Here is a 25,959-nt window from a genome sequence, read left to right on the forward strand (position 1 = left end):
TGGACGCATGTGGCGCGGGAGAAAGGGGGCGCTGCCCCCTCAGCGCAAGCGCCTCACCCCCGGGATATTTCTGGAAGAATGATGGGCAAAACGCTTTCGGTTCCGATGGGGACTAGCGGTGGCTGGCCCACGGGATGAACAAGCGCTCGACGATGCGCAGGATCACCTCGAAGGCGAAGGCGAGCGCCGAGATCACCAGAATCCCCGCGATGACCACATCGGTGACAAGGAACTGCGCCGCCGACTGGATCATGTAGCCCAATCCGCGCGCCGCGGCGACCAGCTCGGCCGCGACCAGCGTCGTCCAGCCCGCGCCAAGCGCGATCCGCACGCCCGTCAGGATCTGCGGCAGGGCGGCGGGCAGCAGCACGAACCACAGCACCTGCCCGCGTGTCGCGCCAAGGGAGCGCGCGGCATGGATCTGGCCAAGCGAGGCCTGCCGCACCCCGGCGGCGGTCGAAATCGCGATGGGCGCCAGCATGGCGAGCCCGATCACGAGGATCTTGGACGGTTCCCCGATGCCGAACCAGATGATGATCAGCGGCAGATAGGCCAAAGGCGGCAGCGGCCGGACGAATTCGATGATCGGGTCCAGCACGCCGCGCCCCACCGGGCTGGTGGCGATCAGCACGCCCACCGGCACCGCCACCAGCGCCGTCAGCACCAGCGCCGCCATCACGCGCCCGAGGCTTGCGGCCGCATGGGCGCCGAGGGTCGAGCCCGCATAGCCCTGCGAGATCAGCAGTTGCCCGGCCTTCAGCACCTGCAGGGGCGAGGGCAGGAAGACCGGCGACACCCAGCCCCGTGTCGAGGCGAGCGTCCAGACCGTCAGCACGATCGCAAGGGTGGCGATCCCGGTAAGCAGCGTCATGTGGCGGGTATCACGCATGGTTTGCCTCCTCGCCCGCATGGATCGCATCGACGAGTTCCTCGCGCAGGGCGATGAAGCCGGGCTCGGCCCTGAGCGCGCGCGAGGTTTCGCCATCCAGAAAGCGTTGGCCGTAATCCACCGCCCGGTCGATCACGATCCGCCCCGGATCGGGGGCAAGGACCAGCACGCGGGTCGCCAAGAACAGCGCCTCCTCGACCGAATGGGTGATGAGCAGAACCCCCGCGCCGCTGTCCGACCAGACGCGCAGCAGCAGTTCCTGCATCCGGTCGCGCGTCATCGCGTCGAGCGCGCCCAGTGGTTCGTCCATCAGCAGGAAGGCGGGATCGGCGGCAAGTGCCCGCGCGATGCCGACACGCTGCCTTTGTCCGCCCGAAAGCTGCCAGATCCGTTTCGCCCCCTGCCCCGCCAGCCCGACACCGGCCAGCAGCGCCTCGGCCCGATCCGACCGTTCCGCCCGCGGCCGGCCGGACAGGCGCAGCGCGAAGGCGACGTTCTCGCGCACCGTCAGCCAGGGAAACAGCGCGTCGTCCTGAAACACCACCGCCCGTTCGCGCCCGGGTCCGGTGACGGGCGCCCCGTCCAGCGTGATCCGCCCCCGGCTGGGCGACAAAAACCCCGCCGCAAGGTTCAGCAGCGAGGTCTTGCCCGATCCCGACCGACCGATGACGGTCAGGAACTCGCCCCGGCGGAAGGACAGGCCGATCCCCGACAGGACCGCGCCCTGCGTGCTGTAATCAAGGGAAACATCGTCAAAGGACAGAAGCGACATGGGGTTCTCCGCAACGGGACAGCCCGCCCCGCCATGGGCGGGACGGGCAGATGCCGGGATGGCTGGGCGCTATTGCGCGGCGGTGGCGAACCGGGGTGCGACGGCGGCGGAGTAATCCGGCAGGGCCGCGGGGATCGAACCCTGCTCGACCAGGAAGCCGGCGGTGTCGGTGATCGCCTTGACCGTCTCGCCCCCAAGGAAGGCCGGCGAGGTCTGATCCTTCAGCCCGGCGAATTTGTAGCCTTGCAGGAGCTGCGGCACATCCTCGGGCTTCGCGCCGGTCAGATCGGCGATCGCCTTGACCTGCGGAGAGTCCGGCGTGAAGGCGGCCGGATCGGCCAGATAGGCATCGGTCGCGGCGCCCGTCACCTTGACGAAGGCGGTGACGATCTCGGGATGCTTTTCGGCGTAATCCTTGCGCACGATCCAGGCGTCGAAGGTCGGCGCGCCCCATTCCGCGACATCGGCGCTGTCGGCCAGAACCGTGCCGCCCGTCGCCTTGATCTGTTGCAGCACCGGATCCCAGACATAGGCCCCGTCGAGATCGCCCCGTTCCCACGCCGCGGCGATATCCTGCGGGCGCAGGTTCAGAAGCTGCACCTGCTTCGCGTCGATCCCCCAGTGTTTCAGCGCCGACAGCAGTGAATAATGCGCGGTCGAGACGAAGGGCGTGGCGATCTTCTTGCCGACCAGATCCCTGGGGTCCGTGATGCCCTTGACGGCCAGCGCCTCGGATTGCGCGATATTGCCGACGACATAGATCGTCTCGATCGGCAGGCCGCGGCTGACCCCCGCCGTCAACGGCGAAGACCCGACATAGCCGATGTCGATCGAGCCAGAGGCGATCGCCGCGATCACATCCGCGCCGCCGCCGAACTGCAGCCATTCGACCTTCGCCCCGGTTTCCGTGTCATAGGTGCCCTCGGCCTGCGGCACGCGCGCGGGCTCGACGATCTGCTGCCAGCCGATGCGCAGGGTCGCTTCCTCGGCATGGGCCGGGAAGGCCGACAGGGCCAGAAGCGCGAGAATTGCCTTGAATTTCATGATGCGTCACGATCCTTCGTTGAACATGTTCCGACGCGGCAAGACCGGATGGGTCGCGGATGCCGCCGTTGGCCTCAGGATCGGGGAAATCGCGCCGATTGCCATCGCCTTTTCGGCGGGGTTTGGGGGGCGCCGCTTTCGGGACGATGCTTTGGGGGAGAATATTTTTCTTCCGCCCGACGGCGAAGCGGCCCGTCCGGCGTATGACTCCCGGCCGTCTGCAAATCGCTCCGGCGCCGGGGGCGCTGCCCCCGTCGATGGCAAGCCATCGACTCCCCCGGGATATTTATGGAAACACGAAAACATAAGACTGCTCCGAAGGCACTGATGTGTTCTTTGAGGGGGGGCGAAGAGGCGTTCCGCCACCGAAGGATGGCGCATGGGCTGCGGGCCGAATCGCGCGCGGCGGCGCTGGTTTCATTCTGTCCGCACAGGCCTGTGGAGCGAAACTCCCTCGTCGCGGCGCGATAAAGACAAGGCCTGTTTCATCGTTTTTCGCGGCGCTGCGTGGCATTCTTGGGCATCCCTTGTTCAATCCGCGAAGCCTGTTGTGCCATGCCAAATCCCGACCAGACATTGATCGAACAGCTTGCCCTTGCGGCGGCGGGGCCGCGGGCGGTGGAATTTCTTGCCGCGCGTCCGGAGGTCCTTTGGTCCGCCGAAATCGCCTATCAGGCCCTGCTTGCGCCGGCCCATCCCGGCCCCGTTTCCCTTGCGGAGCGCCATGCGGTGGCGGCCTTCGCCGCGTTCCTGCAGGGCGATCTGGCGGTGCAGAGCCATTATCGCGGCCTCTTGCGGCTGACGATGTCCGACCGGCTGGCCGATACCGCCTATATCGAGGCCGAGGCCCGGCGCGCGATCCCCCCGGGCGACAGGATCGCCCCGCCCCGGTTGCGGCCGATGATCCGCGAAACGCTGGGGCCGCGGCTGTCGGCGGCGCTGGACCATGCCGGCGCGCTGGCCTTGCGGCCGGATCTGGCGTCCGGGGACGGGCTGCGGGCCGCGGGCTGGCAGGACGGCGCGGCGGCGATCCTGTCGCGGATCGTCGCGCTCGTGGCGTTTCAGGGGGTGCTGATCGGCGGGCTGCGGGCCTGTCTGGACGCGGTGAGCGGGGATGTTTCGGAAAGGGTCGCATAGATGGCACAGGCAGTTTCGACAGAGCGTTCCGCGCAGACCGGCCCCCGGTGGCAGGCGGGCGATTCCCGGACCAGCAATGACGGCCGGGGCGAGGTCGCGGCCCTTGGGGCGGCGATCCTCTATCGCGGCGATGGGCTGTCGCGGGGGGAAAAGGCGCTCGCCGCGCTGGCCGTATCGGTGCAGACCGGATGCGCCGCGGACAGCCGCCATTTCGCGCGGGAAGCCGCGCGGCTGACCAAGGACCGGCGCACCGTCGATCTGGTGCTGGAGGAGGGGTTTCCCTCGCCCATCACCGGGCGCCGGGGCACGATCGTCACCACGGCGGCACGGCTGGCGACCCCGTTCCAGAACCTGCGGGACGCGGATCTTCAGCGCCTGCACCTCGATCGGTTCGACCCGGAGGAAACGCTGGACCTGCTGCTTGCATCGGCCTTCGCCACTTTGCACAACCGGCTGCCCGCGGTGTCGAAGGGCCGGGACGCGAAGGAAGGGTGACCGCGATGGCCCATGTCGCCTTCAGCCTTGCGGCCCCCTTCGACTGCGCCACGGCGCAGGCGGCGGCGCTGGCCCTGCTGCATCGCGGAACGCCCTTCGACTGGCTGCCCGGCGCGGCGGGACCCGATCACGGAACACAGCTTTCCGTCGTCGATCTGGAGGGGCAGGAGATCCGCGCCGGCGCGCTGCCCGCGATCCTCGACTGGATCGAGGATTTCCACCCCGGCCAGCCGCTCCACCCCGAGGATCCCGCGACGCGGGGGCGGCATCGCGCGCTGCTGCGCGTGGCGGAACGGCTGCCCGCGCGGCTCAGCGACATGCTGACGGCAAGGACCGACCGCGATCTGGACATCGCCCAGCATTTCCTGCTGGACCTGATGCAGACCTTCGAGGAAGAGGCCGCGCGCGCAGATGCCCGCCTGTCGAATGTCGATCTGGCGCTCGCGCCGGTGCTGTGGCGGATCGCGCTGCTGGACCGGGATTACGCCACCCATGTTCTGGCGCCGCTGCGCCGGCTGCGCGGGCGCCACGAGCGGATCCTGTCGCTGGCCCCGACACGCCGGGCCCTGAATGCCGCGGCGGAGCGGCGCTTTCACGACAGGATCGGGCGCTCCGCCGGGCTGATCGCCACCGGCGGCAATCGCAACGACTGGTCCCGCGCGCTCGGCCCCTTCGGGGCCTGAGCCCCGTCAGGCCCAATTTCTGCCCCATTCCATATCAGGCGCCCCGACACGGCGCCTAAAATCTGTTCATCGGCCCGGAAGCCCCCCTTCCGGGCCGGAAAACTGTTGCCCCGTCCATACCCGCGTCGCTCACATATATTTGGCATATATATGGCGCGCCGATCCGGGGGCAGCATGACCCGGCGGACCAACAGGCGGGCCGCAACAACAGAGAGGGAACCTGATGGAAATGACCTGCAAGACTGCGGCGCGACGGCTGAGCGGCCTCGTGCTGGGCAGCGCGATGGCACTGGTCGTCGCGTCTTCGGCGCAGGCCGAAACGAAGCTGAAGGCGATCGGCTATACCTCGAACCTCTACATGTGGGGCATGGAAAAGGCCTTCTTCGCCGGCGAGTTCAAGGACGCGGGCGCGGGCGTCATCTCGATCGACGCGGTGCCGCATGACGTCGCCAGCCTGAAAGGGCCGGAGGTCCTGTCGATGCTGCAAGACGGCACGTTGCAGCTCGCCTCGCAGAACATCAGCTACATGGCGGGGGAGGATCCCCGGTTCGAGGCGCTCGATCTGGCCGGGGTCACCCTGACCAATGCCGATGCCAAAAAGGCCACCGATGCCTACAAGCCGGTTCTGGCGAAGGTGATGGAGGAGAAGTTCAACACCCATCTCCTCGGTCTCGCGCCGCTGCCGAGTCAGGTGTTCTGGTGCCGGGACAAGATTTCCGCGCTGTCCGACCTGAAGGGCAAGAAGATCCGCATCTTCAACTCCACCCTCGCCGATTTCGTCGAGGGCGTCGGCGGCACCTCGGTCACCATTCCCTTCGTCGAGGTGATCCCCGCCCTGCAGCGCGGTGTCGCCGACTGCGCGGTCACCGGCACCTCGAGCGGCAACACCGCCCGCTGGTTCGAGGTGACGCAGGCCGTCTATCCGATGAATGTCGGCTGGTCGATGATCTACTGGGCCGCGAACAAGCAGGTCTGGGACGGGCTCAGCCCCGAGGCGCAGAAGATCATGACCGAGGAATACGGCAAGCTCGAAGCCGCCGCATGGGCCGCGCAGATCGAACAGGACACCGACGCGCTGTCCTGCCTGTCGGGCGGCGAATGCAAGATGGGCATCCCGGCCAAGATCGACGTTGTCGAGATCAGCGAGGCCGACAAGGAAAAGGGCCGCGAGATCGTCCGCGATTACGTCCTGCCGGGCTGGGCCAAGCGCTGCGGCGCCGATTGCGTCACCGAATGGAACGCGACGGTGGGCGCCGCCCTTGGCATCGAGGCGCCGCTGCCGTGAGCACCTTCGTGGATGTCACCGCGCGCGGGCTCGACCGGATTCTGGCGGTCCTGCGCGTCCTTGCCACCGCCGGCGTCTGGTTCGGCGGCGGGCTTTTGGTGCTGCTGTCCTTCGCGGTCGGTGCAGAGGTTCTGATGCGGCGGCTGGCCAATCACAGCTTCACCGGGGTCGATGAGCTTGGCGGTTACACGCTGGCCATCGTTTCCGCCATCGCCTTCACCTCGACGCTGCTGAACCGCGGGCATATCCGCATCGATCTGGTGCATCAGCGCTTCGGGCCGCGCGGGCGGGCGATCCTCGACCTGCTGGCGATGGCAGGGCTGATCGCCTTTTACGGCCTGCTGCTGAAATACGCGTGGCTGCTGCTTGACCGCAGCTACACGATGGGGTCGCGGTCGGTCTCGCCGCTGTCGGTCGTCATGTGGATCCCGCAAAGCCTGTGGTTCGCCGGGCTGCTGCTGTTCGTGGTGACCGCGGTCACGCTGTTCTTGCGCAGCCTTCTGGCGCTGTGCGCGGGCGATCTGCGGACGGTCAACGCCCTGATCGGCACGCTCAGCGCCGATGACGAGGTGGCCGAGGAACTGGCCCTGAATGCCGAGGCTCAGGGCAAGGAGGTGGTGAAATGATCGCCGTCACACTGATCGTATTGTTTTCGCTACTGCTTTTGTCGGTTCCGGTGGCGGCGGTGCTCGGCCTTTCGGCCGTCATCCTGTCGGAGCTGTTCGCCTTCATCCCGGCGACGCGTGGGATTGGCACCGTCACATGGCAGTCGATGAACGACGGGCTGCTGATCGCCGTGCCGCTGTTCGTGCTGATGGGCGAACTGTTGCTGCGCTCGGGCGTCGCCTCGCGCATGTACAATGCGCTGTCGGGGTGGCTGGGCTGGCTGCCGGGTGGTCTGATGCATGCGAATATCGGCACCTCGACGCTGTTTGCCGCGACCTCGGGCAGTTCCGTCGCCACCGCCGCGACCGTCGCCACCACCGCCATCCCGGAAATCAAGCGCCACAACTACAACGAGCCGCTGTTCCTTGGCTCCATCGCGGCGTCGGGGACGCTTGGCATCCTGATCCCGCCCTCGATCAACCTGATCATCTTCGGCGCGCTGACCAATACCTCGATCCCGGCGCTGTATCTGGCGGGGTTCATTCCGGGGCTGGGGCTGGCGGTGCTGTTCAGCATGGCGGTGCTGGTCGCCTGCAAGATCCGCCCGGAATGGGGCGGCGAAAGGATCTCGGCCACATGGCGGGAACGGATCGGCGGGTTGCCGCATCTGCTGCCGCCGCTGTTCATCTTCTTCCTCGTGGTCGGCACGATCTATGCCGGCTGGGCCACCCCGACCGAGGCCGCCGCCCTTGGCGTCCTGGGCGCGATCATCGTCGCGGCTTTCGCGCGGGCATTGACGCTTTCGGCGATCCGGGCGGCCTTCTTCGGCACGATCCGCACCACGGGGATGCTGATCGCGATCGTCAGCGCGGCCTATTTCCTGAACTTCGTCTTCGGCAATATCGGCCTGACGAGCAGCGTCACCGACGCTTTCCAGAACCTTTCGCTCAGCCCCTACGGGACGCTGTTCCTGGTGATCGCGTTCTATCTGGTGCTGGGGCTGTTTCTGGAAACCCTGTCGCTGATGGTGGCGACGGTGTCGATCTTCACCCCGGTGCTGGTGTCGCAGGGCTTCGATCCGGTCTGGTTCGGCATTCTCGTCATCCTGCTGATCGAGACGGCGATGATTACTCCCCCGGTGGGCATCAATCTCTTCGTCGTTCAGGGCGTGCGCGGGCGGGGATCGCTGAACGACGTGGTGAAGGGGGTGGTGCCGTTCCTCGGCTCGCTGTTCGTGGGGATCATCCTGATCATCCTGTTCCCGCAGATCGTGCTGTTCCTGCCGGAGATCCTGCGATGACAGCCGCAGCCGGGACTGGCCTTGTCTCCCGGCTGCGGATAATCCGGGTAAGGGCTCACCGCGCCCCGCGGGATATTTCCGATCTTCTCTGACTGGTGGACAACGAATGACACGAACGCCATCGCGCCCCACCCCGCGCAGAAAGAGATCGCCCGAAGACACCGCCGGTGTCTCGCAGGTGGATGCCGCCGTCGAATTCCTGCGCGCCCGGATCATGGACCTGACGCTGGAACCCGGCAGCCGGATCGATGAACGCCTGCTGATCTCCGATTTCGGCCTTGGCCGAACCCCTGCGCGCGAGGCGCTGAACAGGCTGGCGATGGAGGGTTTCGTCCAGCTCCGCGCGAACCGCGGCGGCGCCTTCGTCGCCCCCCTCGGCTTCGAGGACTTCGGCCAATTGATCGAGGCGCATCAGTTCTGCGAAGCCATGCTCAGCCACAGGCTGCAGATCGACTATCCGGGCCTTCTGGAAAAGCTGGAGGCGATCCAGCAACGCTATGTCGTCGCGGTGAACCAGCGCGACTACCTGCGCATCACCGACATCAACACCGAATTCCACATGTGTTTCTACGAAACCATGCGCAATCAGCTGATCGCCGACTATGCGCTGAAGATCCTTCGGCTGGTGTCGCGCGTGCTGAACTGGACCTATCGCAACGAGCTGCCGGAAACCGAACACCAGAACGAACAGTTCACGCTGAACCTCGCCCAGCATGATGAAATCATCGACACGGTGCGCCGCAAGGATCTGGCAAAGCTTTCCGTCATCCTGCCCGAACATGCGGCCTATGTGCAGGTGCGCCTGATCCATATCCTGAACCGCCGCGCGGTCAGGGCCGATTTCAGCCCTTTCCCCCCGACACAGAAGACCGAGGCGGAACATATCCTCGACTGACGCCACCCCGAAATGCCGGCCCTGTCGGCTTTCCATAAATATCCCGGGGGTGAGCCGGCTCCGCCGGCGAGGGGGCGGCGCCCCCTCCTGCTATCCGCAAGCGCAGGCTCAATAGGCCTTCCCGCGCGCCGACACCGGCCAGAGCGTCTCGACCTTGCCGCCGCGCAGACCGACATACCAGTCGTGGATGTTGCAGGTCGGATCGCAATGCCCCGGCACCAGCCGCAACCGCTCGTTGATCGCCAGTGCATTGCCGGGATCCTCGATCACGCCATGCTCGTCGGTGCATTTGACATAGCGCACATCGTCGCGGCCAAAGACGACGGGCAACCCGCTGTCGACCGATTGCGACTTCAGACCGGCATCGCAGATCGCCTTGCCCGGCTTCGCATGGCTCATCACCGAGGTCAGGATGAACAGCGCGTTTTCCCATACGCCCCCGTCGAACCGCGTGCCGGTTTCGTCCTGCACCCGCCCGTAATCCGCATCCATGAAGGCGTAGGAGCCGCATTGCAGCTCGTTGTAGATGCCCGAGGTCGCCTCGAAATCATAGGATCCGGTGCCGCCGCCGGAAACCAGTTCAGGCGCAAGCCCCGCCGCCTCCAGCGCCGCCACCGTTTCCGTGACCTGCACCCTGACGGCGGCAAAGCGCGCCGCGCGCTCGGCATGCGAGGTCAGATGCTGCATCGACCCATGATAGGCCTGCAGCCCGCGAAACCGCAGTGCGGGCGCCGCCGCGACAGCCTGCGCGATGGCAACGACCTCGGCGGGATCGGTGACGCCGCAGCGGTTCGCGCCGCAATCGATCTCGACCAGACAACCAAGCTCCGTGCCCGCGGCCTGCGCCGCAGCGGAAAGTTCCGCCACATTGTCGATGTCATCGATGCAGACGGCAACCTCCGCCCCGTAGTTCGGCAGATGGGCAAGGCGGCGGATCTTCAGCGGGTCGCGCACCTGATTGGAGACGAGGATATCGCCGATCCCGGCGCGGGCAAAGACCTCGGCCTCGGACACCTTCTGGCAGCAGACACCGACCGCGCCGCCCAACTCGATCTGCAATTTCAGCACATCGACCGATTTGTGCATCTTGCCATGCGCCCGGTGGCGGATGCCCTGCGCGCGGGCATAATCGCCCAGCTTGCGGATGTTGCGTTCCAGCGCGTCCAGATCGAGGATCAGGCAGGGCGTCTGGATTTCGGCCTCGTCCATGCCGGGCAGTGCGGGAATGTCGAAGCCGGGTTCAAGACCGGCGAAGGTTTGCGGGATGGTCATCGTGGCGTTCCTCGGATCCGGGCAAAGATGCCGCGCCCGGGCTCCGGGCACGGCGTGTCGATCAGGCGTAATGGCAGATCCGGTCGTTTTCCAGATCGGCGGCGCCCCGCTCGGCCATCGGGCCATACCCGCCCCCGCCCGAGGTTTCGAGCCGGATGACATCGCCCTGCACCAGCGCGAGGTTGTTGACCTTGGACGGCAGCGGCCGCCATTCGCCGTCGCGGATCAGATAGAGCCGCCCTTCGCGCCCGGGTTCCCCGCCTTCGAGCCCATAGGGCCGGAACTTGAACCGTTCGAGGTTGGCGGTGAACAGCGCCTCGGGGCTGTCGACGCGCCATTCGCGGAACAGGCCAAGGCCACCGCGCTGCCGGCCCGCGCCGCCCGATCCGTCCAGCAGGCCATAGCCGGTGATGGTCAGGGGCACGTCCGCCTCGATCATCTCGACCGGGATCGAGGCATTGTTGTGCATCCCGAAGGCCCATGCGCTGACGCCGTCCTGATCGTCATAGGCGCCGGAGCCACCCACCTCGATCTCGACCAGAACGCCACGCTCGCCGACGGCGCCGATGGTCTGGAACGAACAGACGTAGGAGACACCGTAATAGGCCGCCGGAACCCGGCCCGGCACCGCCTGATGCAGCGCCCCGAACAGCGTCGTCGCCAGACGGTGCGAAACGGCGATGCGGTTCGCCACGGGCGCTGGATGGCGCGGGTTGACGATCAGCCCGTCCGGCGCGATGACGCTGACCGGCCGGTAGCAGCCCGCGTTGACGGCGATCGGCTGATCCGCCACCGACAGCACCGCGTAATAGATCGCCGAGGCCGAGGAGGCGAGCGTGGCATTCACCGGCCCCGCGGCCTGCGGACCGCAGCCCGACAGGTCGATCACCATCTCGTCGCCGCTGACCTCGATCGTCGCATGGATGCGGATCGGATCCGGCACGATGCCGTCATCGTCCAGAAAATCCTCAAAGCTGTAGCGGCCATCGGGGATGCGGCCGATCATCGCGCGCACCGCGCGTTCCGATCCGTCGAGCAGCATCCGGCAGGCCTCGACCAGCACATCCGCGCCGAAGCGTGCGGCCAGCGCCTTCAGTCCCACCTCACCCACGGACAGAGAGGCAAGCTGCGCCTGCAGGTCCCCATCGAGGATTTCCGGCCGGCGGACGTTCTGGCGCATCATCGCCATGATGTCCGCGTTCAGCACGCCTTTCGAGACGAGCTTCAGCGGCGGAATTCGCAATCCTTCCTGAAAGATCTCGGTCGCGGTGGCGGCATAGCTGCCCGCCGCCATGCCGCCCATGTCCAGATGGTGGCACAGGGTTCCGACGATGGCGATGCGCCGCCCGTCGACAAAGACCGGACGGAAGGCCAGCAGGTCGGGAATATGCTGCCCGCCGCAATAGGGATCGTTGGTGACGATAACGTCGCCCTCCGCCCATTGGTCGAGCGGCAGGTAGTCGGTGACGATGGTGCGCAGCCCGGCCCCCATCGAGTTCAGGTGCTGCGGAATCCGCGCCGCCTGCGCGACATTGAACCCGTCGCGGTCGAAGACGGCGGTGGAATAATCCAGCATTTCCCGCACGATGGTCGACCGGCTGGTGCGCCAGACGGTAACGTCCATCTCGGCGGCGGCGGCGGTCAGCGCGTTGCGCAGGACTTCCAGCGTGACCGGATCGATGGCGGATGAAGTGGTGGTCATGCGGCTTCTCCTTTACCGGTCTTGCGGGCGATCAGGGTTCCCATCGGGCCGGGAACGCAGTTCCAGCCCGGCGACAGCAGAATGGTGGTGTATTCTTCCTCGACCAGCGCGGGGCCGCGGATTTCACCGCTGATGCGGTCGCGGCGATAGACCGGAACGTCCATCCAGACCCCGCCCGCCAGCATCGGGCGGGTTTCGCTGGCCTCGACCCCGGCGGGCGGGCGCACGTCGGCGGCCCGCTCGGTCCCGCCCGACAGAAGCCCGGTCGCCGTGACCCGCAGCGCCACAAGCTCCAGCGGCGCCACCGGGTTGGAATAGGAAAAGCGCTGTTCATGCCCGGCATGGAAATCCGCCGCCAGCCGCGCCAGCGCCGCCTCGGTCGCCGCGGCATCGCCCCAGGGCACGACCAGTTCCGACGCCTGCCCGCGATAGCGCAGATCGGCCGAGACAGTCAGCACCCGGGCCTCGGGCGGAACGCCGTCGGCGGCCAGCAGCGCGGCGCCCTGCGCCAGAAGATCGTCGAGCATCTGCCCGATCACCGGCAGGTTTTCCACGTTCAGCGGCAGGATGCGGCTGCGCGCCACGTCATGGACGATGTTGGAATGCAGGATGCCATAGGCCGAGAAGGTCGAGGCATCGGCAGGAAAGACCACCTCGTTCACGCCCAGTTCCTCGGCCACCGGGATGGCATGCAGACCGCCCGCCCCGCCAAAGGACACCAGCGTGAAATCGCGCGGATCGAGGCCCTTTTCGAACAGGCTCAGCCGCGCCGCGGCGGCGAGGCTCGCGTTCACTACGGTCAGCATCCCCTCGGCCGCGGCATCGGCGCTCAGCCCCAGCGGCTGCGCCACGCGCACATCCACCGCCGCGCGGCATCCGTCGAGGTCAAGCTTCATCGCCCCGCCAAGGAAATAGCGCGCATCCAGCCGGCCCATGAACAGGTTGGCATCGGTGACGGTGGGTTCGGTTCCGCCGCGCCCGTAGCAGACCGGGCCGGGGCGCGATCCGGCGCTTTGCGGGCCGACGCGCAGCCGGCCGGAATCGTCGATCGCGGCGATCGAGCCTCCGCCCGAACCGATGGTGCGGATCTCGATCATCGGCAGGCGCACCGGCAGCTGGTCGATCTCGCCCTGCGTCATCTGGGTGATGGCGCCGTTGCTGACCACGCAGATGTCGTAGCTCGTGCCACCCATGTCGACGCCCAGCAGGTTGGGGCGCGACAGGGCCCCGGCCATGCTCTGGGTCGCGAGCGCCCCGCCCGACGGGCCGGACAGCAGCAGGCGCGCGGGCTGGCGGCGGGCGACGTCGGGGCTGCACACGCCGCCGTTCGACTGCACCAGCAACACCCGCGCGGCGATGCCCGCCTCGGACAGGCGGGCGGCCAGACGGTCGAGATAGCCGCCGACAACCGGCAGCAGCAGCGCATTCAGCACGGTGGTCGAGGTGCGCTCGAACTCCCGGATCTCGGGGCTGATGTCGACCGACAGCGACACCGGCAGATCGGGGAAGCGGCCGGCCAGCCAGTCGCCGATCCTGCGTTCATGGCTGTCGTTGAGGTAGGAGTTGAGCAGCGAGACCGCGACCGCCTCGGCCCCCGCCGCCTCGATCCGCGCGGCCAGCGGTTCGAGCGCCGCGGGATCCAGCGCAAGCTCCACCGTTCCGTCGCCGCGCATCCGTTCGGGCACGCCGAAGCGCCGGTCGCGGCGCACCAGCGGGGCTTCGCGCCGCTGCCGGATGTTGTAGATGTCGCGCCGGGCATGGCGGCCGATTTCCAGAACGTCCTCGAAGCCCGCGGTGGTCAGCAGCACGCCTTTCGCCAGCTTGCGTTCCAGCACCGCATTGGTCGCGATGGTGGTGCCGTGCATCAGCAGGCGGATGTCGCCCAGCTCGAACCCGTAGCGGTCCGCCGCCTGCCGCAGGCCGGTCACCAGACCGATGGCCGGATCCTCGGGCGTTGTCGGTGTCTTCAGGCTGGCAAGTGTGCCGTCTTTTTCGTTCAGGATCTGAAGATCGGTGAAGGTGCCACCGATGTCGATGCCGATCCGGATGAAGGGTGTATCCGTCAAGGTCTGATCCTCTTCAAAGGGTCTGGGTCGGTGCGGGGAAAGGGCTGAGATCCGCGACCGGATATGCGGATAAGGACAGGCGCGAAAGCGCCGCCTGACGGTCAGGCAACAACATCTGGAAACCTCGGTGTCGGGACGATTATGGTTCTTTTCCGGAATTAAAAGCGCGGTTTTCCGATCAGGTCAAATCGTGATTTCGAAAGAAAACCGATCAGCGGTGCTTATCGCAGATCCTGCTCCGCCGCGACCTCCTGCGCCAGCCGCGCCAGCGCCTCCAAAAGCGCGCGGTCCGGCCCGGCCTGTATCGCCGCGACGAAGGACAGCCGAGGCAATTCCATGTCGGTTTTCAGCAGCACCAGCTCTCCCTTTTCCAGATGCGGGCCGATGACCGCGGGCGGGATGACGCTGACCCCGATGCCGTCGAGCGTCATCCGCACGATCGAGGACAGCGAGGAATTGCTGTAAAGCCGCGGCCGCACGTCACCCCCCTGCCCCAGCAGGTCGCGCACCGTCTGATAGGGCATGGTCTCGGTCGGGAAGGTGATGACGGCGGTGCGTGCGATCGCCTCGCGCGGGATCAGGCCGCGCGCATCCGGGGAACCAAGCGGCAGGTCCGGCCGCGCGACGAAGGCCAGCGGATAGGAACACAGGGGAAAGTCCAGGATCGACGGGCGCTGCACCGGGCCGATCAGAAAGGCGAGATCGACCTGACCATCGACCAGCGCCGGCACCATATGCGAGCTGACATCCACCTCGATATCCAGCGTGACATTCGGGAACAGATTGTGCGCGCGCTCGATGAAGACCGGCAGCCATGTGTGGACCAGCGTCTCGGCCAGCCCGAGCCGGATCACCCCGCTGTGGGAATTGGGCGCGGCGAAGGCCATGGCGAGTTCGTCCGACAGCCGCAGGAAACGCTCGGCGAATTCCCGCAGCTCGCGGCCCTTGGGGGTCAGGCTCGCCTTGCGCGGCCCCCGGATGATCAGCGGCGTGCCGAAATCCGCCTCCAGCGCGGCGATGCGTTGCGACACGGCGGGCTGGCTGGTGTTCAGCCGCGCCGCCGCGCGGCGGAAGCTGCCGAATTCCGCGACCCAGTAAAAGATTTCCAGACTTCTCAGATCGGGTTTCATGCGGACCTGTCCCCATTGCGGTGCGGACATGCCAGCCGTTATCCGGGCCGCTGTCAACGTGCGGCGGGGCTTGCAACTCGCCTCCGGCTGGTCCCTTATGCGCGAAAAGCGATGGGAGGAAGCCATGTCGGATCACCGGAACTCCAGCGATCAGGCGCCCGCCCCGCAGACCGGGGCGGAGGCGCTGGTGCGCACGCTCGTCGCAGGCGACGTGGACACCTGTTTCGCCAATCCCGGCACGAGCGAAATGCATTTCGTCGCGGCGCTCGACCGCATTCCGGGGATCCGCTGCGTGCTCGGCTTGCAGGAAAACACCGTCACCGGCATGGCGGACGGCTATTACCGGGTGGCAGGCAGGCCGGCGGCGACGCTCTTGCATTGCGGGCCGGGGCTGGCGAACGGCATCGCCAACCTGCACAACGCCCGGCGCGGGCAAAGCGGCATCGTCAACATCACCGGCGACCATGCCATCCCGCATGTGCCGTTCGACAGCCCGCTGACTGCGGATGTGCGGGCGCTGGCGGGGACGGTTTCGGGCTGGCAATGCGTCTCGACCAGTCCCGAGCGGATCGGCCCCGATGCGGCCCGCGCCATCGCGGCGGCGGGGTCGGGTGCCGGCCACGGTCAGGTGGCGACGCTGGTGCTGCCCGCCGACGTGTCCTGGGGCGCGGGCGGCACGGTGGGCGCGCCCCAGCCGGTGCGGGCGCCGCTGCCCCCCGACCCCATCGCCATCGAGAATGCCGCACAGGCGATCCGGCGCGGCGGCAATGTGCTAATGGTGCTGGGCACGGCGGGGCTGACGCTGGAGGCGCAGCCCTATGTCCACAGCATCGCCAAAGCGACGGGACTCACCGCCTATGCCAGCGGCATGGTCGCGATCCAGCCAAGGGGCCGCGGACGGCTGGACATTCCTGCGGTTCCCTATCCGGTGGACGTGGCGATAGAGGCACTTGCGGCCTATGACACGGTGATCACGGTGAACTGTCCGGTGCCGACCGGCTTCTTCCTCTATCCCGGCCGGCCGAGTCTGGTGACCAACCCGGCCGCCGACCACCATGTGCTGTCGCGCGTGGATCAGGACGCCCTCGCCGCCCTGCAACGGCTGGCCGAGGCGCTTTCGGTGACGGTGGAGCCTGTCCCGCTGCTGCCCGCCACCCCCTTCGCGCATCCCGAAGGCCCGATCGAGCCCGAGGGTTTCGCCGAAGTCGTCTGCGACCTGATCCCGGAAAACGCCATCGTCGTGAATGAATCGCTGACCTTGGGCGCCGGGCTGCCGTCGCGCTACGGCCGGGCGGCGCCCTTCGACTGGCTCGGCGTGACCGGGGGCGCGATCGGCGGCGGCCTGCCGCTGGCGACCGGCGCCGCCGTCGCGGCCCGGGGGCGACGGGTGATCGGGCTGCAGGCCGACGGCTCCGCCGCCTATACGATGCAGGCGCTCTGGACACAGGCGCGGGAAAAGCTGCCCTGCCTCACGCTGCTGCTGAACAACCGCAGCTATGCGATCCTGCAAGGCGAATACACCAAGGTCGGGGCCGATCCCGGACCGACGGCGATGGACATGCTGTCGCTCGACCGTCCGGATCTCGACTGGGTCGCGCTGGCCGGGTCGATGGGCGTGCCGGGCATCCGGGTGGACGATCTGACCTCGCTGCGGATCGCCATGCAGGCCGCGCTGGAACGTGAAGGGCCATTCCTGATCGACGTCCGCTTCGCCTGAAGGGGCCGCAGGCGGCGTCGCCCTTCCAAACCCCTTCCGCCTTCATTCTTCCATAAATATCCCGGGGGTGAATTTGCGCGTCAGCGCAAAGAGGGGGCAGCGCCCCCTTTGCCCCCCATCCGCCTGCGCGCTAATAGACCTCCGCATAGGCGGCAAAGCGATCCCCGGCGCTCTTGCCGGCCAGCGCCCCGATCTCGCCGCGCTTGTGGGCCAGATAGACCTCGGGGAAGCCCGCTGGGAACCAGCTCCGCACAAGGGCATCGGCCTCGAACCGGGTCAGCGCGGCATCGAGGCTTTGCGGCAAGGGCGCGATCCCACGCGCGGCCAGCGCCTCGGGCGTGGCGAGGGTCAGGTCCTCCTCGGTGATCCCGGGGGCGGGCAGACCGTCGGCGATGCCCTGCGCCCCCGCATGCACGATCGCCGCCAGCGCCAGATAGGGCGAGGCGGCGGCATCGGCCGCGCGATATTCGACGTTGAACCCCGCGGGACTGGTGCCGGGGCAGATCCGCACCGCCGCCTCGCGGTCGCGCAGGCCGAGGTTGTTGAACGCCGCGCTCCAGCGATGCGGGGTCAGCCGGTCGTAGGAAATCGCCGAGGGCGCGGTCAGCGCGACGATCGCCCCGGCATGGCGCAGGATCCCGGCGACGAAGCTCGCCATGACCGGCGACATCCCGCCCGGCCCGTCGGCGGACCAGCCCGCCGGTTTGCCGCCCGCATCGATCAGGCTCATGTGGATATGGACGCCGTTGCCCACCCCGGAGGGGTCGAGGATCGGCGTGAAGGTCGCACGTTCGCCAAACCGCAGCGCCGTCGCCCGCGCGATCTCGCGCAGCAGGACGGCGGTATCGGCGATGCGCAGACCGTCCTCTGGGTCGATCGTCACCTCGAACTGGTTGGCGCCATATTCCTTCATCATCGTGTCGGGCGCCATGCCGGCCTGACCAAGCGCCGCCATCAGCGTGCCGCAAAACGCCGCCTGCGCGCGGAACCCCTCGGCCGCATAGGCAAGGCCGGGCCGCGCGGGCGCCCCGATCAACTGGAATTCATGCTCGAAAGCGCCGCGCAACACCAGCCCGGACACCTCTTTCAGCCGCGCAAGCGCCGCGCGCAGGATGGCCCGCGGACAACAGTTCCAGGCGGCGCCTTCGGACGTGCGGATGTCGGCCAGCACCAGCCGCTCGGGCGGCAGGCCGTCTTCGTAATCCACATCGGCCAGTGCCGCGGGATCCGGCACCATCACCAGATCGCCGAGCGCGCCGAATGGACTGGGCGCGATCGCGTCGAAACAGGTGATCTGCACATTGGTCGGCGTCCAGCCGATGCCGGAAACCGCCCGCCGCTCCATCTGGTCCAGCGGAAAGGCCTTGCCCTTGAATTTGCCGCAGACATCGGCCGTCCCGGCAAAGATCAGCGGCGTGCGGATCATTGGCCGATCTCCTTCAGCAGGTCGGCGGTGGGCACCTGCCGGCAATATCCCCTGATCGCGCGCAGCGAATTGTCGTGCCGCGCCTGTGTCATCGTCGCGCAGGCATCGGGCACCAAGGTCACCAGATAGCCAAGGTCGCAGGCGTCCCGCACCGCCGATTCTACGCATTGATCCGTCAGGCAACCGCAGAGCACGATCTGCGTCACCCCCAGATTGCGCAGGATATAGTCGATATGGGTCGAGACGAAGACCGAGGAGGAGGATTTCGGCAAGACGATCTCATCCTCGCCCGGGGCGATTTCCTCGATCACCCTGCCGTCCCACGACCCCTTCGGCACGTTGAAGCCGGTGATCTTGTAGTCGAGACTGCGGTCCCGCCCGTCCTTCGTCAGGCTTTCGATGGTGGTATACATCACCTCGATCCCGGCGACGCGGAAACCGGCCTGCAGGGCCTGCATGTTCGGCACCGCCAGCGTTTCCAGCCGGTCGAAGTAATAGCCGCAGCGGGCCTCGATCTCGGCGGGCGGGATGTCCTTGAACTCGCCCCCCTCGCGCCGGCAGGAAAAGTTCTGCACGTCGATGAACAGGATCGCCGAGCGCGCGGGGTCGAGCGGAATTTCACGGGTGGTCAGGTGCATGGCATCCTCTCAGGTGGCGCGCAGCGCGGCGGCGATCTTGCCGGCCCATTCGGCCTGCCCCGCCGGGGTCGCGATAAGGTCGTTGCGGATCTCGATCATCACATGTTCCAGCCCGCGCCCCTCGCCGTGGACGGGCAGGGCGTAATCGCTGATCTCGTCCGCCTGATAGGGCTCGTTGAAGGCGACGATCAGGCCGGGGTTCTGCGCTTCCAGCGCGGGCTTCAGCCGCCGGGCCAGCCTGTCGTCGTGGATATACAGCAGCCCGATATGCCAGGGGCGCGCCACGCCGGTGCGGCGCAGCATCGGCGTGAAGCTGTGGATCGTCACCATCCGCGCCCCCGGCCCCCGCGCATCGAGGACCTGCGCCACCCGGTCGTGATAGGGCCGGTGGATCGCGTCGAACCGGGCGCGGCGCTCGGCGGGGGTCAGACCGGCATTGCCGGGGATCGGTTCCAGATCCGCCACCTCGGGGATCAGGTCCACCGCCTCGAACGGGCGGTTGCAGTCGACGACAAGGCGGCTGTAGTGCTGCGTCACCAGCGTCGCATCCAGCAGACTCGCAAGCGCGCGCGACACACCCTCGGCGCCGATGTCCCAGGCGATGTGGCGGTGCGATGCCTCGTCCGACAGGCCAAGCGGGCCGAGCGCGCGGGGAAACGCCCGTCCCGCATGTTCGCACAGCAGCACGATGGGCGAGGCGCCTTCGGGGTTCGTCACCTCGACCGGGGATCGGTCATCCGGGCCAAGAAGGGGGGAGGGATCGGTCATGCGCCTATCCTGCGAAGATTGCCGCGCCAGTCAAGAAAGCCCGTCAAGGGATCAGCACCGTGGCGCCGGTCGTGCGCCGGGCGACAAGATCGGCCTGCGCCTGCGGCGCCTCGCTCAGCGGGCGGGTGGTGATGACATCGGCGCGGATCTCGCCCGCCGCGATCCGGCCGAACAGGTCGGCGGCGCGCATTTGCAGATCCGCCCGGTCGGCGATGTAGTCGAACAGCGTCGGCCGGCAGGCATAAAGCGACCCCCGCGCCAGATCGGGCAGGCCGAACCCCTCGATCGGGCCGGAGGACTGGCCGAAGTTCACGAAAACCCCGAACCGGCCCAGACAGGCAAGCGAACCGCGCCAGGTATCGCGCCCGACGCTGTCATAGACCGCCGCGCAGCCCTTCGGACCGGCGATCTCCTGCACGCGGGGGACGAAATCGCCGGCGGTGTAGTCGATCACCTCGGCATAGCCGTGGCGGCGGGCCAGCGCGACCTTTTCCGGTCCGCCCGCGGTGCCGATTGCCGTGGCGCCCAGGAGCGCGAGCCACTGGCCGAGCAGCAGCCCCACGCCCCCCGCCGCCGCATGGACCAGAACCGTATCCCCCGCCTTCACCGGATAGGAGGAGGTCACCAGATACTGCGCCGTCAGACCCTTGAGCATGACGCTCGCGGCGACGGAATCGGACACGCCCTCGGGCAGCAGCACCAGCCGGTCCGCCGGCACCACGCGGCGGGTGCGATAGGCGCCGGTGCGCATCACATAGGCGACCCGCGCGCCGACGGGCAGGTCGACGCCCTGCCCCACCGCCTCGATCACCCCCGCCGCGTCGCCGCCGGGGATCAGGGTCTTTTCCGGCCAGGGGTAGAGGCCCGAGCGGAAATAGGTGTCGATGAAATTCACCCCGATCGCGGTATGGCGCAGCAACACCTCGCCCGGGCCGGGGACAGGCGTTTCGACCTCTGTCCATTGCAGGACTTCGGGGCCGCCGGGACGGGTCGCGACGAATGCCATATCCATGACTTTTTCCTTCACACCTGAAATTCCGGATCGACGGGCACCTGCATCGCCGTCACCAGATGGTTGGTCTGCGCCGCCAATGCGACAATGGCAAGAAGCTCGGCGTGCTGCGCCTCGGTCATGCCGCGGGCCTTTGCCTGCGCGGTGTGGGAATGCACGCAATACTGGCAGGCATTCGCGGTCGAGACCGCGACATAGATCATTTCCCGCACCATCGGGTCGATCGTGCCGGGGGTCGCCATCACGGCCTTCAGCCCCTCCCACGTGCGCTTCAGCAGCGCCGGGTCAAAGGCCAGCGCGCGCCAGAAATTGTTGATGAAGTCGCTTTTGCGGGTCGCGCGGATGTCGTCGAACACCGCCTTGACGGCGGGGATCGCCTCCGCCTCGGCATCGGTCATCAGCTTCACGGTTGCCATCCGGTTCTCCTTCAGTGAACGGCCGCATACATGATCCGGGTCTCGGTCGCCTCTGCGGGCGAGAATTCCTCGACGATCCGGCCCTGCCGGCAGACAAGGATGCGGTCCGACAGGTTCATCACCTCCGGCAGGTAGGACGAGATGACGACCACGGCCAGCCCCTCATCCGCCAGCCGGTTGATCAGCTCGTGGATCTCGGCGATGGCACCCACGTCGACGCCGCGCGTGGGTTCGTCGAAGATCACCAGACGCGGTTTTTGAATCAGGCCCTTGCCGATCACCACCTTCTGCTGGTTGCCGCCCGACAGTTCCACCACGCGGGCGTTGTCGTTGATCGCGCGGATGTTCAGCCTGCGCGACCAGTCGGCGGCAAGGCCCGCCATCTCGGCCCGGCTGACCAGCCACGCCCGGTTGTGGCCCGAGGCGAGCAGCCCGGAATAGAGGTTCTCGGCGATCGACATGGTTTCGAAGAACCCCTCGGCCTTGCGGTCCTCGGTCACGTAGACGATGCCGTCCTTCACCGCGGTGCGCGGCACGATGTAGCGCACCGGGCGGCCGTCCAGCACCACCGATCCGCCGCGCAGGAAGTCGCGCTTGGTGATCCCGGCGACCACCTTGAACGTTTCCGTCCGGCCCGAGCCGATCAGCCCGAAGACCCCGGTGATCTGCCCCTCGAAGATCGAGAACGAGGTGTTGCGCACCATCGCCCCCTGCGACAGGTCCTGCACCGACAGGATCTTGCGCCCGGCGGGGCGGACGCCCGCCTCGGTCCGCTCGCGGTAGAGCTGACCCGAGAGCGCGCGGCCAACCATCGCGGCGATGATGCTGTCGCGGGTGAACCCCGAGGTCGGACCGGAGGCGACGATTTCCCCGTCGCGCAGGATGGTGATCCGGTCCGAGATCGCCAGCGCCTCTTCCAGCGCGTGGCTGATGAAGACGATGGACACCCCCCGCGCCTTCAGCCGCCGGATCAGGGCAAAGAAATGGCGCTTTTCCTCGGGCGTCAGGGTGGCGGTGGGCTCGTCGAAGATGATGACGGCGGCGTTGTGATGGACGGCGCGGGCGATTTCCACCATCTGCTTCTTGGCCGCACCAAGGGTTTCGACCATCGCCGCCGGATCGACCGGGAAGTTCAGCGATTGCAGGAACTGTTGCGCGGAAATGTAGATCCCCCGCAGCCGGTTCAGCGGCTTTTCCGCGCCGAGATACAGGTTCTGCGCCACCGTCATCGAGGGCACGAGGCTGGTTTCCTGAAACACCATCGCCACGCCCGCATCCAGCGCCTGGGAAGGCGAGGCAAAGACGGTTTCGCGCCCCTTGAACAGCATCCGCCCCGAGGTCGGCGCCACCGCCCCGGCCATCATCTTGGTCAGGGTGGATTTCCCGGCGCCGTTTTCGCCCAGCAGGGCATGGACCTCGCCGGGCATCAGGTCGAAATCCGCGTCCCGCACGGCGGGGACGCCGCGATAGGCCTTGGTGATCTTTTCCATGCGGATGATCGGATCCATCAGCCCGCCTCCATCGCGGCCACCAGATCGCCGCCCTTCGAGGCGGCAAGGATGCGCCCCTCCCACGCGAGTGCCGAACAGATGCCGTGGCGCGTGCCGTTCGCCCGGCTGTGCCAGCTTTCGACCGGCTGCATCGCCTTGTCGAGCCGCACCACCAGCCCCCAGGACCGCGACGGCGCCCAGGGCTTGTGCACCCCCATCGTGCGGATGCCGCCGCATTGCAGCGGTTCGAGGAAACTCTTGCCCGAGGCGAGCGCGGGCGCGATCCAGTAGGGGCGCGGCACCTCGGCGATCATGTCGTGGCGGTAATGGTCTTCCTGCAGGACCAGTTCGATCAGCCGGTTGCGCGGGGCGAAAACCGCCAGCAACGCGCCCTCCGCGAGGGGCGCGAGGCGGGCGGGATAGCCGGGGATCTGTTCCAGCACCGGGCGCAGGCCGTTCCCGTCCAGCCGCATCAGCCGGTGCCGCCAGCTTTCGGAAAACACCACGCCCCCCGCGACCGGCAGCAGTCCGTTCGGAAAGGCAAGGCCGGAGGCGCGCTGTTCGAACGCCGCCTTCCCCGGCGCGCGCCGCCAGACCGACCCCGAGGCACGCTTGCGCATCAGATCCGCCGCCCAGTCCGAGGCCCGATGCTCCGCCGATCCGTTCGCCAGCCACAGCCCGCCATCCGACGCGAAGGCCAGCGCGGTGATGCAGCGGATCGCGCTGCCGGTCGGCACCTCTTCGCGGTCGAGGAACAGCCGCCCGTCGTCCAGCGCCACCGCGATTTCACCCGCGGAAGAGGTAGCGATGGCCGAAACCGGCGCCTCGAACACCTCAAGCAATTCGGGCGGCGCGCCCTCGGTCAGGCGGTAGAGCGCGTTGCCCGAACTCGCGATCACCGCGCCTTTCCACGGCGCCAGATTGTCCGCCTCGGCCAGTCGGGCAAAGACGGGCGCATCCTCCAGCGCGGTATTCGGGCGGAAGGCGCCGTCCATCGGCGGGATCGTCACCGCCTTGCCGCGAAACAGATCGAGGATCGGGTCGAGGATCATGTCCGCCCCCAATAGCTGTCAGGTCCGGTCCAGGTGGGGTCCGCGCCTTCGATCCGGTAGCGGCCGATGCGGTTGTTGAGGATGCCGCCGATGAACAGCTCGCCCTTGTGTTCGCGCATCGAGGTCACCATCGGATGCGACAGCCCCGACAGATCGCCGAAGGTCCGGATGATGCGGCCGGTTTCGTCGAATTTCACGATGCCGCCGGTGTTGATGTTCGGAAACAGCCAGTCGTCCTGCGGCAGGCGGCGGGTCATCCGCTTGCGCATCGCCGGATGGCGCAGCGACAGGTCGAAACTTGGCGTGCGCATGCCGAGCCACGCCATCCAGTAGGTGCCGTCCGAGGCGCGGTTGATGTTGTCGGTATAGCCCGGCATGTCGCGGATGACGCATTCGGCGGTGCCGGCCCTTGGTCCCTCGATCCAGTAGCGGTGGATGCGGCAGGCCCAGCTTTCGGAAAAGAACAGCGATTTTCCGTCATGCGCCATGCACACGCCGTTGGTGTAGCGGTAACCGTCCAGCAATGTCCTGGTCGTCCCGTCGGCGGGATCGTAGACCAGAAGCCGCCCGGTGCCGCGGTTCTCGATCGAATCGAGCGTCCATTCATGCGCGTCATAGCGCTTGGTCGAGTCGGTGAAATAGATCCGCCCGTCCGGCGCGATGTCGAGGTCGTTCGGATCGCGCAGCCGCGCATCGTCCTGCACCGAGGTCAGCGAACGTTTCGTTTCCGCCGAAAGCCGCGTCACCGTCCGGTCGGGCGCGATCCGATACAGCCCCATCGCGCCGACGCAGGACAGCAGGTTCCCCGCCCGGTCGAAGGCCAGCCCGAGGGGGAAGCCGCCGACATGGGCAAAGACCTCGGACCGTTTGTAGTCGGGGGCGAAGAAGCGCACGATCTCGCCATGCCGGGTGCCGCAATAGAGGTGGTCGTCGCGGTCGAGGATCACGTCCTCCGGTCCCTCGAGCTCGCCCAGACCGATGGGCTCCGCCTCGGACAGGCGGTTGTTCAGCGCGTAGGGGGTGCCCGAACCGGGCTCGGCCGATTGCGCATCGCCCATCCGCAGGTAGACGGGGGCGACATAGACCTCGTTCAGCACCTTGTGGCGGTTCTTCAGCCAGCGGATGTCGATGGTCACGGCGACGGCCAGCATCAGGCCCAGAACCATCTGGTTCGTGCCGGTGCCATAGCCCAGCCGGATCAGCCCGTTGGTCATGACCAGCACGATCACCGCCCCCATCAGCGCCTTGGCGACCGAGCCGCGCCCGCCGCCAAGCGCGTTGCCGCCCACCACCGCCGCCGTCAGGGCAAGGATCTCCAGCCCCGCGCCGGTGCCCGGCCCCGCCCCCGACAGCCGGCAGGCGACCAGAAACCCCGCCGCGCCGGAACACAGGCCGGAAAAGACATAGGTGAGGAAAACGGTGCGCCGCACCTTCAGCCCGGCGTTGTGCGCCGAGCGGCGCGAGCCGCCGACCGCAAGGATGTGCCAGCCGATCCGCGCCCGCGTCAGCACCACATGCGTAACGATCGCCAGAACGAGGGCCGACAGGATCGGCACCGACAGCCCCATCACCGTGCCGTCGCCGATGAAATCCCACGCATCCGACTGCGCGAAGGAGGTCTGCACCGCCGCGCCGTATTGCACGATGAGGATGTCGAACACCGCCCGCCCGATGATGAAGGTCACCAGCGTCGTCAGGAACGCCCTGAGCCGCAGGAACCCCACCAGATAGCCGTTCACCGCCCCGCACAGCGCCCCCGTCGCCAGCGCGCCCAGAAAGGCCACCCAGACCGGCAGGTCGAGGATGAAGAAGCAGCCCACCGCGGCAAAGGTCGCCAGCGCGAAGATCGACCCCACCGACAGGTCGATCCCGCCGCCCAGCATCACCACCGTCAGGCCGATGACGACGATGGTGAACTCCCCAAGCTGGCGCGTCGATTCCTGCAGGGAAAACGGGTTGAAGAAGCCCGGGATCGCCGAGCCGAAAATCGCGATCACCGCCACCAGCGCCAGAAAGGGGATGGCGTTGTCGGTCCAGCGCTTGGTCAGGATCTCGCCGATCAGGTGATCGGGGATCAGGTTGTAGCGCAGGGCCTGAAGGCGTTCGCGAAAAGGCACGGAGGAGGACATGGGCGGTTCCGGACGGGGAAAGGCGGCAGCCCGCG

Annotated in this window: 23 protein-coding genes; 8 read left to right on the forward strand and 15 right to left on the reverse strand. The window is 67.5% G+C overall.

Annotation, left to right across the window (positions count from 1 at the left end):
• Positions 1 to 112: 112 nt before the first annotated feature.
• The 3 genes from D2T30_RS13995 to tauA form a co-directional block, all read right to left on the reverse strand.
• Complete coding sequence (locus D2T30_RS13995; RefSeq protein ID WP_206612968.1) at positions 113 to 889, reverse strand: ABC transporter permease subunit; 777 nt, start codon at positions 887 to 889, stop codon at positions 113 to 115.
• Positions 882 to 1,661, reverse strand: coding sequence for a taurine ABC transporter ATP-binding protein (locus D2T30_RS14000; RefSeq protein ID WP_128209378.1), 780 nt, complete (start codon positions 1,659 to 1,661; stop codon positions 882 to 884). The genes D2T30_RS13995 and D2T30_RS14000 overlap by 8 nt, the downstream gene beginning before the upstream one ends.
• Positions 1,662 to 1,730: 69 nt before the next feature.
• The gene (tauA, locus tag D2T30_RS14005) at positions 1,731 to 2,705 is read right to left on the reverse strand and encodes a taurine ABC transporter substrate-binding protein (protein ID WP_128209379.1); all 975 of its coding nucleotides are present in this window, start codon (positions 2,703 to 2,705) and stop codon (positions 1,731 to 1,733) included.
• A 555-nt stretch (positions 2,706 to 3,260) separates the two neighbouring features.
• On the opposite strand from tauA, the gene D2T30_RS14010 reads away from it, so the two are divergent.
• The 7 genes from D2T30_RS14010 to D2T30_RS14040 all read left to right on the forward strand — a co-directional run bounded on the left by D2T30_RS14010 (position 3,261) and on the right by D2T30_RS14040 (position 9,106).
• On the forward strand, positions 3,261 to 3,842 hold the full coding sequence (locus D2T30_RS14010; protein ID WP_128209380.1) for a carboxymuconolactone decarboxylase family protein: 582 nt from the start codon (positions 3,261 to 3,263) through the stop codon (positions 3,840 to 3,842).
• On the forward strand, positions 3,843 to 4,337 hold the full coding sequence (locus D2T30_RS14015; RefSeq protein ID WP_128209381.1) for a carboxymuconolactone decarboxylase family protein: 495 nt from the start codon (positions 3,843 to 3,845) through the stop codon (positions 4,335 to 4,337).
• Positions 4,338 to 4,342: 5 nt separating this feature from the next.
• Positions 4,343 to 5,020 carry a glutathione S-transferase family protein gene (locus D2T30_RS14020; protein WP_128209382.1) on the forward strand — a complete coding sequence of 226 codons (678 nt, stop codon included), beginning with the start codon at positions 4,343 to 4,345 and terminating at the stop codon, positions 5,018 to 5,020.
• 229 nt (positions 5,021 to 5,249) lie between these two features.
• Complete coding sequence (locus tag D2T30_RS14025) at positions 5,250 to 6,305, forward strand: TRAP transporter substrate-binding protein (RefSeq protein WP_241651287.1); 1,056 nt, start codon at positions 5,250 to 5,252, stop codon at positions 6,303 to 6,305.
• The gene (locus D2T30_RS14030) at positions 6,302 to 6,931 is read left to right on the forward strand and encodes a TRAP transporter small permease subunit (protein WP_241651288.1); all 630 of its coding nucleotides are present in this window, start codon (positions 6,302 to 6,304) and stop codon (positions 6,929 to 6,931) included. Before D2T30_RS14025 ends, D2T30_RS14030 begins: the two co-directional genes overlap by 4 nt.
• The gene (locus D2T30_RS14035; RefSeq protein WP_128209384.1) at positions 6,928 to 8,211 is read left to right on the forward strand and encodes a TRAP transporter large permease; all 1,284 of its coding nucleotides are present in this window, start codon (positions 6,928 to 6,930) and stop codon (positions 8,209 to 8,211) included. Before D2T30_RS14030 ends, D2T30_RS14035 begins: the two co-directional genes overlap by 4 nt.
• Positions 8,212 to 8,317: 106 nt before the next feature.
• Positions 8,318 to 9,106, forward strand: coding sequence for a GntR family transcriptional regulator (locus D2T30_RS14040; protein ID WP_128209385.1), 789 nt, complete (start codon positions 8,318 to 8,320; stop codon positions 9,104 to 9,106).
• Between the two features lie 108 nt (positions 9,107 to 9,214).
• Here the strand turns inward: D2T30_RS14040 and bhcC are convergent, their stop codons facing one another.
• From bhcC to D2T30_RS14060, 4 genes are all read right to left on the reverse strand, one after another.
• Positions 9,215 to 10,378: a 3-hydroxy-D-aspartate aldolase BhcC gene (gene bhcC, locus D2T30_RS14045; RefSeq protein WP_128209386.1), complete on the reverse strand. Its 1,164-nt coding sequence runs from the start codon at positions 10,376 to 10,378 to the stop codon at positions 9,215 to 9,217.
• Between the two features lie 61 nt (positions 10,379 to 10,439).
• The gene (locus D2T30_RS14050; RefSeq protein ID WP_128209387.1) at positions 10,440 to 12,080 is read right to left on the reverse strand and encodes a hydantoinase B/oxoprolinase family protein; all 1,641 of its coding nucleotides are present in this window, start codon (positions 12,078 to 12,080) and stop codon (positions 10,440 to 10,442) included.
• Complete coding sequence (locus tag D2T30_RS14055) at positions 12,077 to 14,146, reverse strand: hydantoinase/oxoprolinase family protein (RefSeq protein ID WP_128209388.1); 2,070 nt, start codon at positions 14,144 to 14,146, stop codon at positions 12,077 to 12,079. The genes D2T30_RS14050 and D2T30_RS14055 overlap by 4 nt, the downstream gene beginning before the upstream one ends.
• Positions 14,147 to 14,367: 221 nt before the next feature.
• On the reverse strand, positions 14,368 to 15,276 hold the full coding sequence (locus D2T30_RS14060) for a LysR family transcriptional regulator (RefSeq protein ID WP_164884311.1): 909 nt from the start codon (positions 15,274 to 15,276) through the stop codon (positions 14,368 to 14,370).
• 124 nt (positions 15,277 to 15,400) lie between these two features.
• Between D2T30_RS14060 and D2T30_RS14065 the strand changes: the two genes are divergently transcribed.
• Positions 15,401 to 16,993, forward strand: coding sequence for an acetolactate synthase large subunit (locus D2T30_RS14065; RefSeq protein WP_128209390.1), 1,593 nt, complete (start codon positions 15,401 to 15,403; stop codon positions 16,991 to 16,993).
• Positions 16,994 to 17,123: 130 nt separating this feature from the next.
• Here D2T30_RS14065 and D2T30_RS14070 read toward each other — a convergent pair whose 3' ends face one another.
• The 8 genes from D2T30_RS14070 to D2T30_RS14105 are packed head-to-tail and all read right to left on the reverse strand — an operon-like array spanning position 17,124 to position 25,924.
• Entirely contained in the window at positions 17,124 to 18,419 is a 1,296-nt protein-coding gene (locus tag D2T30_RS14070) for a glutamine synthetase family protein (protein WP_128209391.1), read from the reverse strand.
• Entirely contained in the window at positions 18,416 to 19,057 is a 642-nt protein-coding gene (locus D2T30_RS14075; protein ID WP_128209392.1) for a cysteine hydrolase family protein, read from the reverse strand. Before D2T30_RS14075 ends, D2T30_RS14070 begins: the two co-directional genes overlap by 4 nt.
• Positions 19,058 to 19,066: 9 nt before the next feature.
• A complete protein-coding gene (locus D2T30_RS14080; protein WP_128209393.1) occupies positions 19,067 to 19,825 on the reverse strand; it encodes an N-formylglutamate amidohydrolase in 759 nt (252 codons plus the stop codon).
• 43 nt (positions 19,826 to 19,868) lie between these two features.
• The gene (locus D2T30_RS14085) at positions 19,869 to 20,837 is read right to left on the reverse strand and encodes a quinone oxidoreductase family protein (RefSeq protein ID WP_128209394.1); all 969 of its coding nucleotides are present in this window, start codon (positions 20,835 to 20,837) and stop codon (positions 19,869 to 19,871) included.
• An 11-nt stretch (positions 20,838 to 20,848) separates the two neighbouring features.
• The gene (locus D2T30_RS14090) at positions 20,849 to 21,253 is read right to left on the reverse strand and encodes a carboxymuconolactone decarboxylase family protein (RefSeq protein ID WP_128184509.1); all 405 of its coding nucleotides are present in this window, start codon (positions 21,251 to 21,253) and stop codon (positions 20,849 to 20,851) included.
• Positions 21,254 to 21,264: 11 nt separating this feature from the next.
• Positions 21,265 to 22,761 carry a sugar ABC transporter ATP-binding protein gene (locus tag D2T30_RS14095; protein WP_128209395.1) on the reverse strand — a complete coding sequence of 499 codons (1,497 nt, stop codon included), beginning with the start codon at positions 22,759 to 22,761 and terminating at the stop codon, positions 21,265 to 21,267.
• Complete coding sequence (locus D2T30_RS14100) at positions 22,761 to 23,795, reverse strand: SMP-30/gluconolactonase/LRE family protein (protein ID WP_128209396.1); 1,035 nt, start codon at positions 23,793 to 23,795, stop codon at positions 22,761 to 22,763. The genes D2T30_RS14095 and D2T30_RS14100 overlap by 1 nt, the downstream gene beginning before the upstream one ends.
• The gene (locus tag D2T30_RS14105) at positions 23,792 to 25,924 is read right to left on the reverse strand and encodes an ABC transporter permease (RefSeq protein ID WP_241651289.1); all 2,133 of its coding nucleotides are present in this window, start codon (positions 25,922 to 25,924) and stop codon (positions 23,792 to 23,794) included. The genes D2T30_RS14100 and D2T30_RS14105 overlap by 4 nt, the downstream gene beginning before the upstream one ends.
• Positions 25,925 to 25,959 lie beyond the last annotated feature (35 nt).

The organism is Paenirhodobacter populi (assembly GCF_004022215.1).
Taxonomy (GTDB): Bacteria; Pseudomonadota; Alphaproteobacteria; order Rhodobacterales; family Rhodobacteraceae; genus Rhodobacter; species Rhodobacter populi.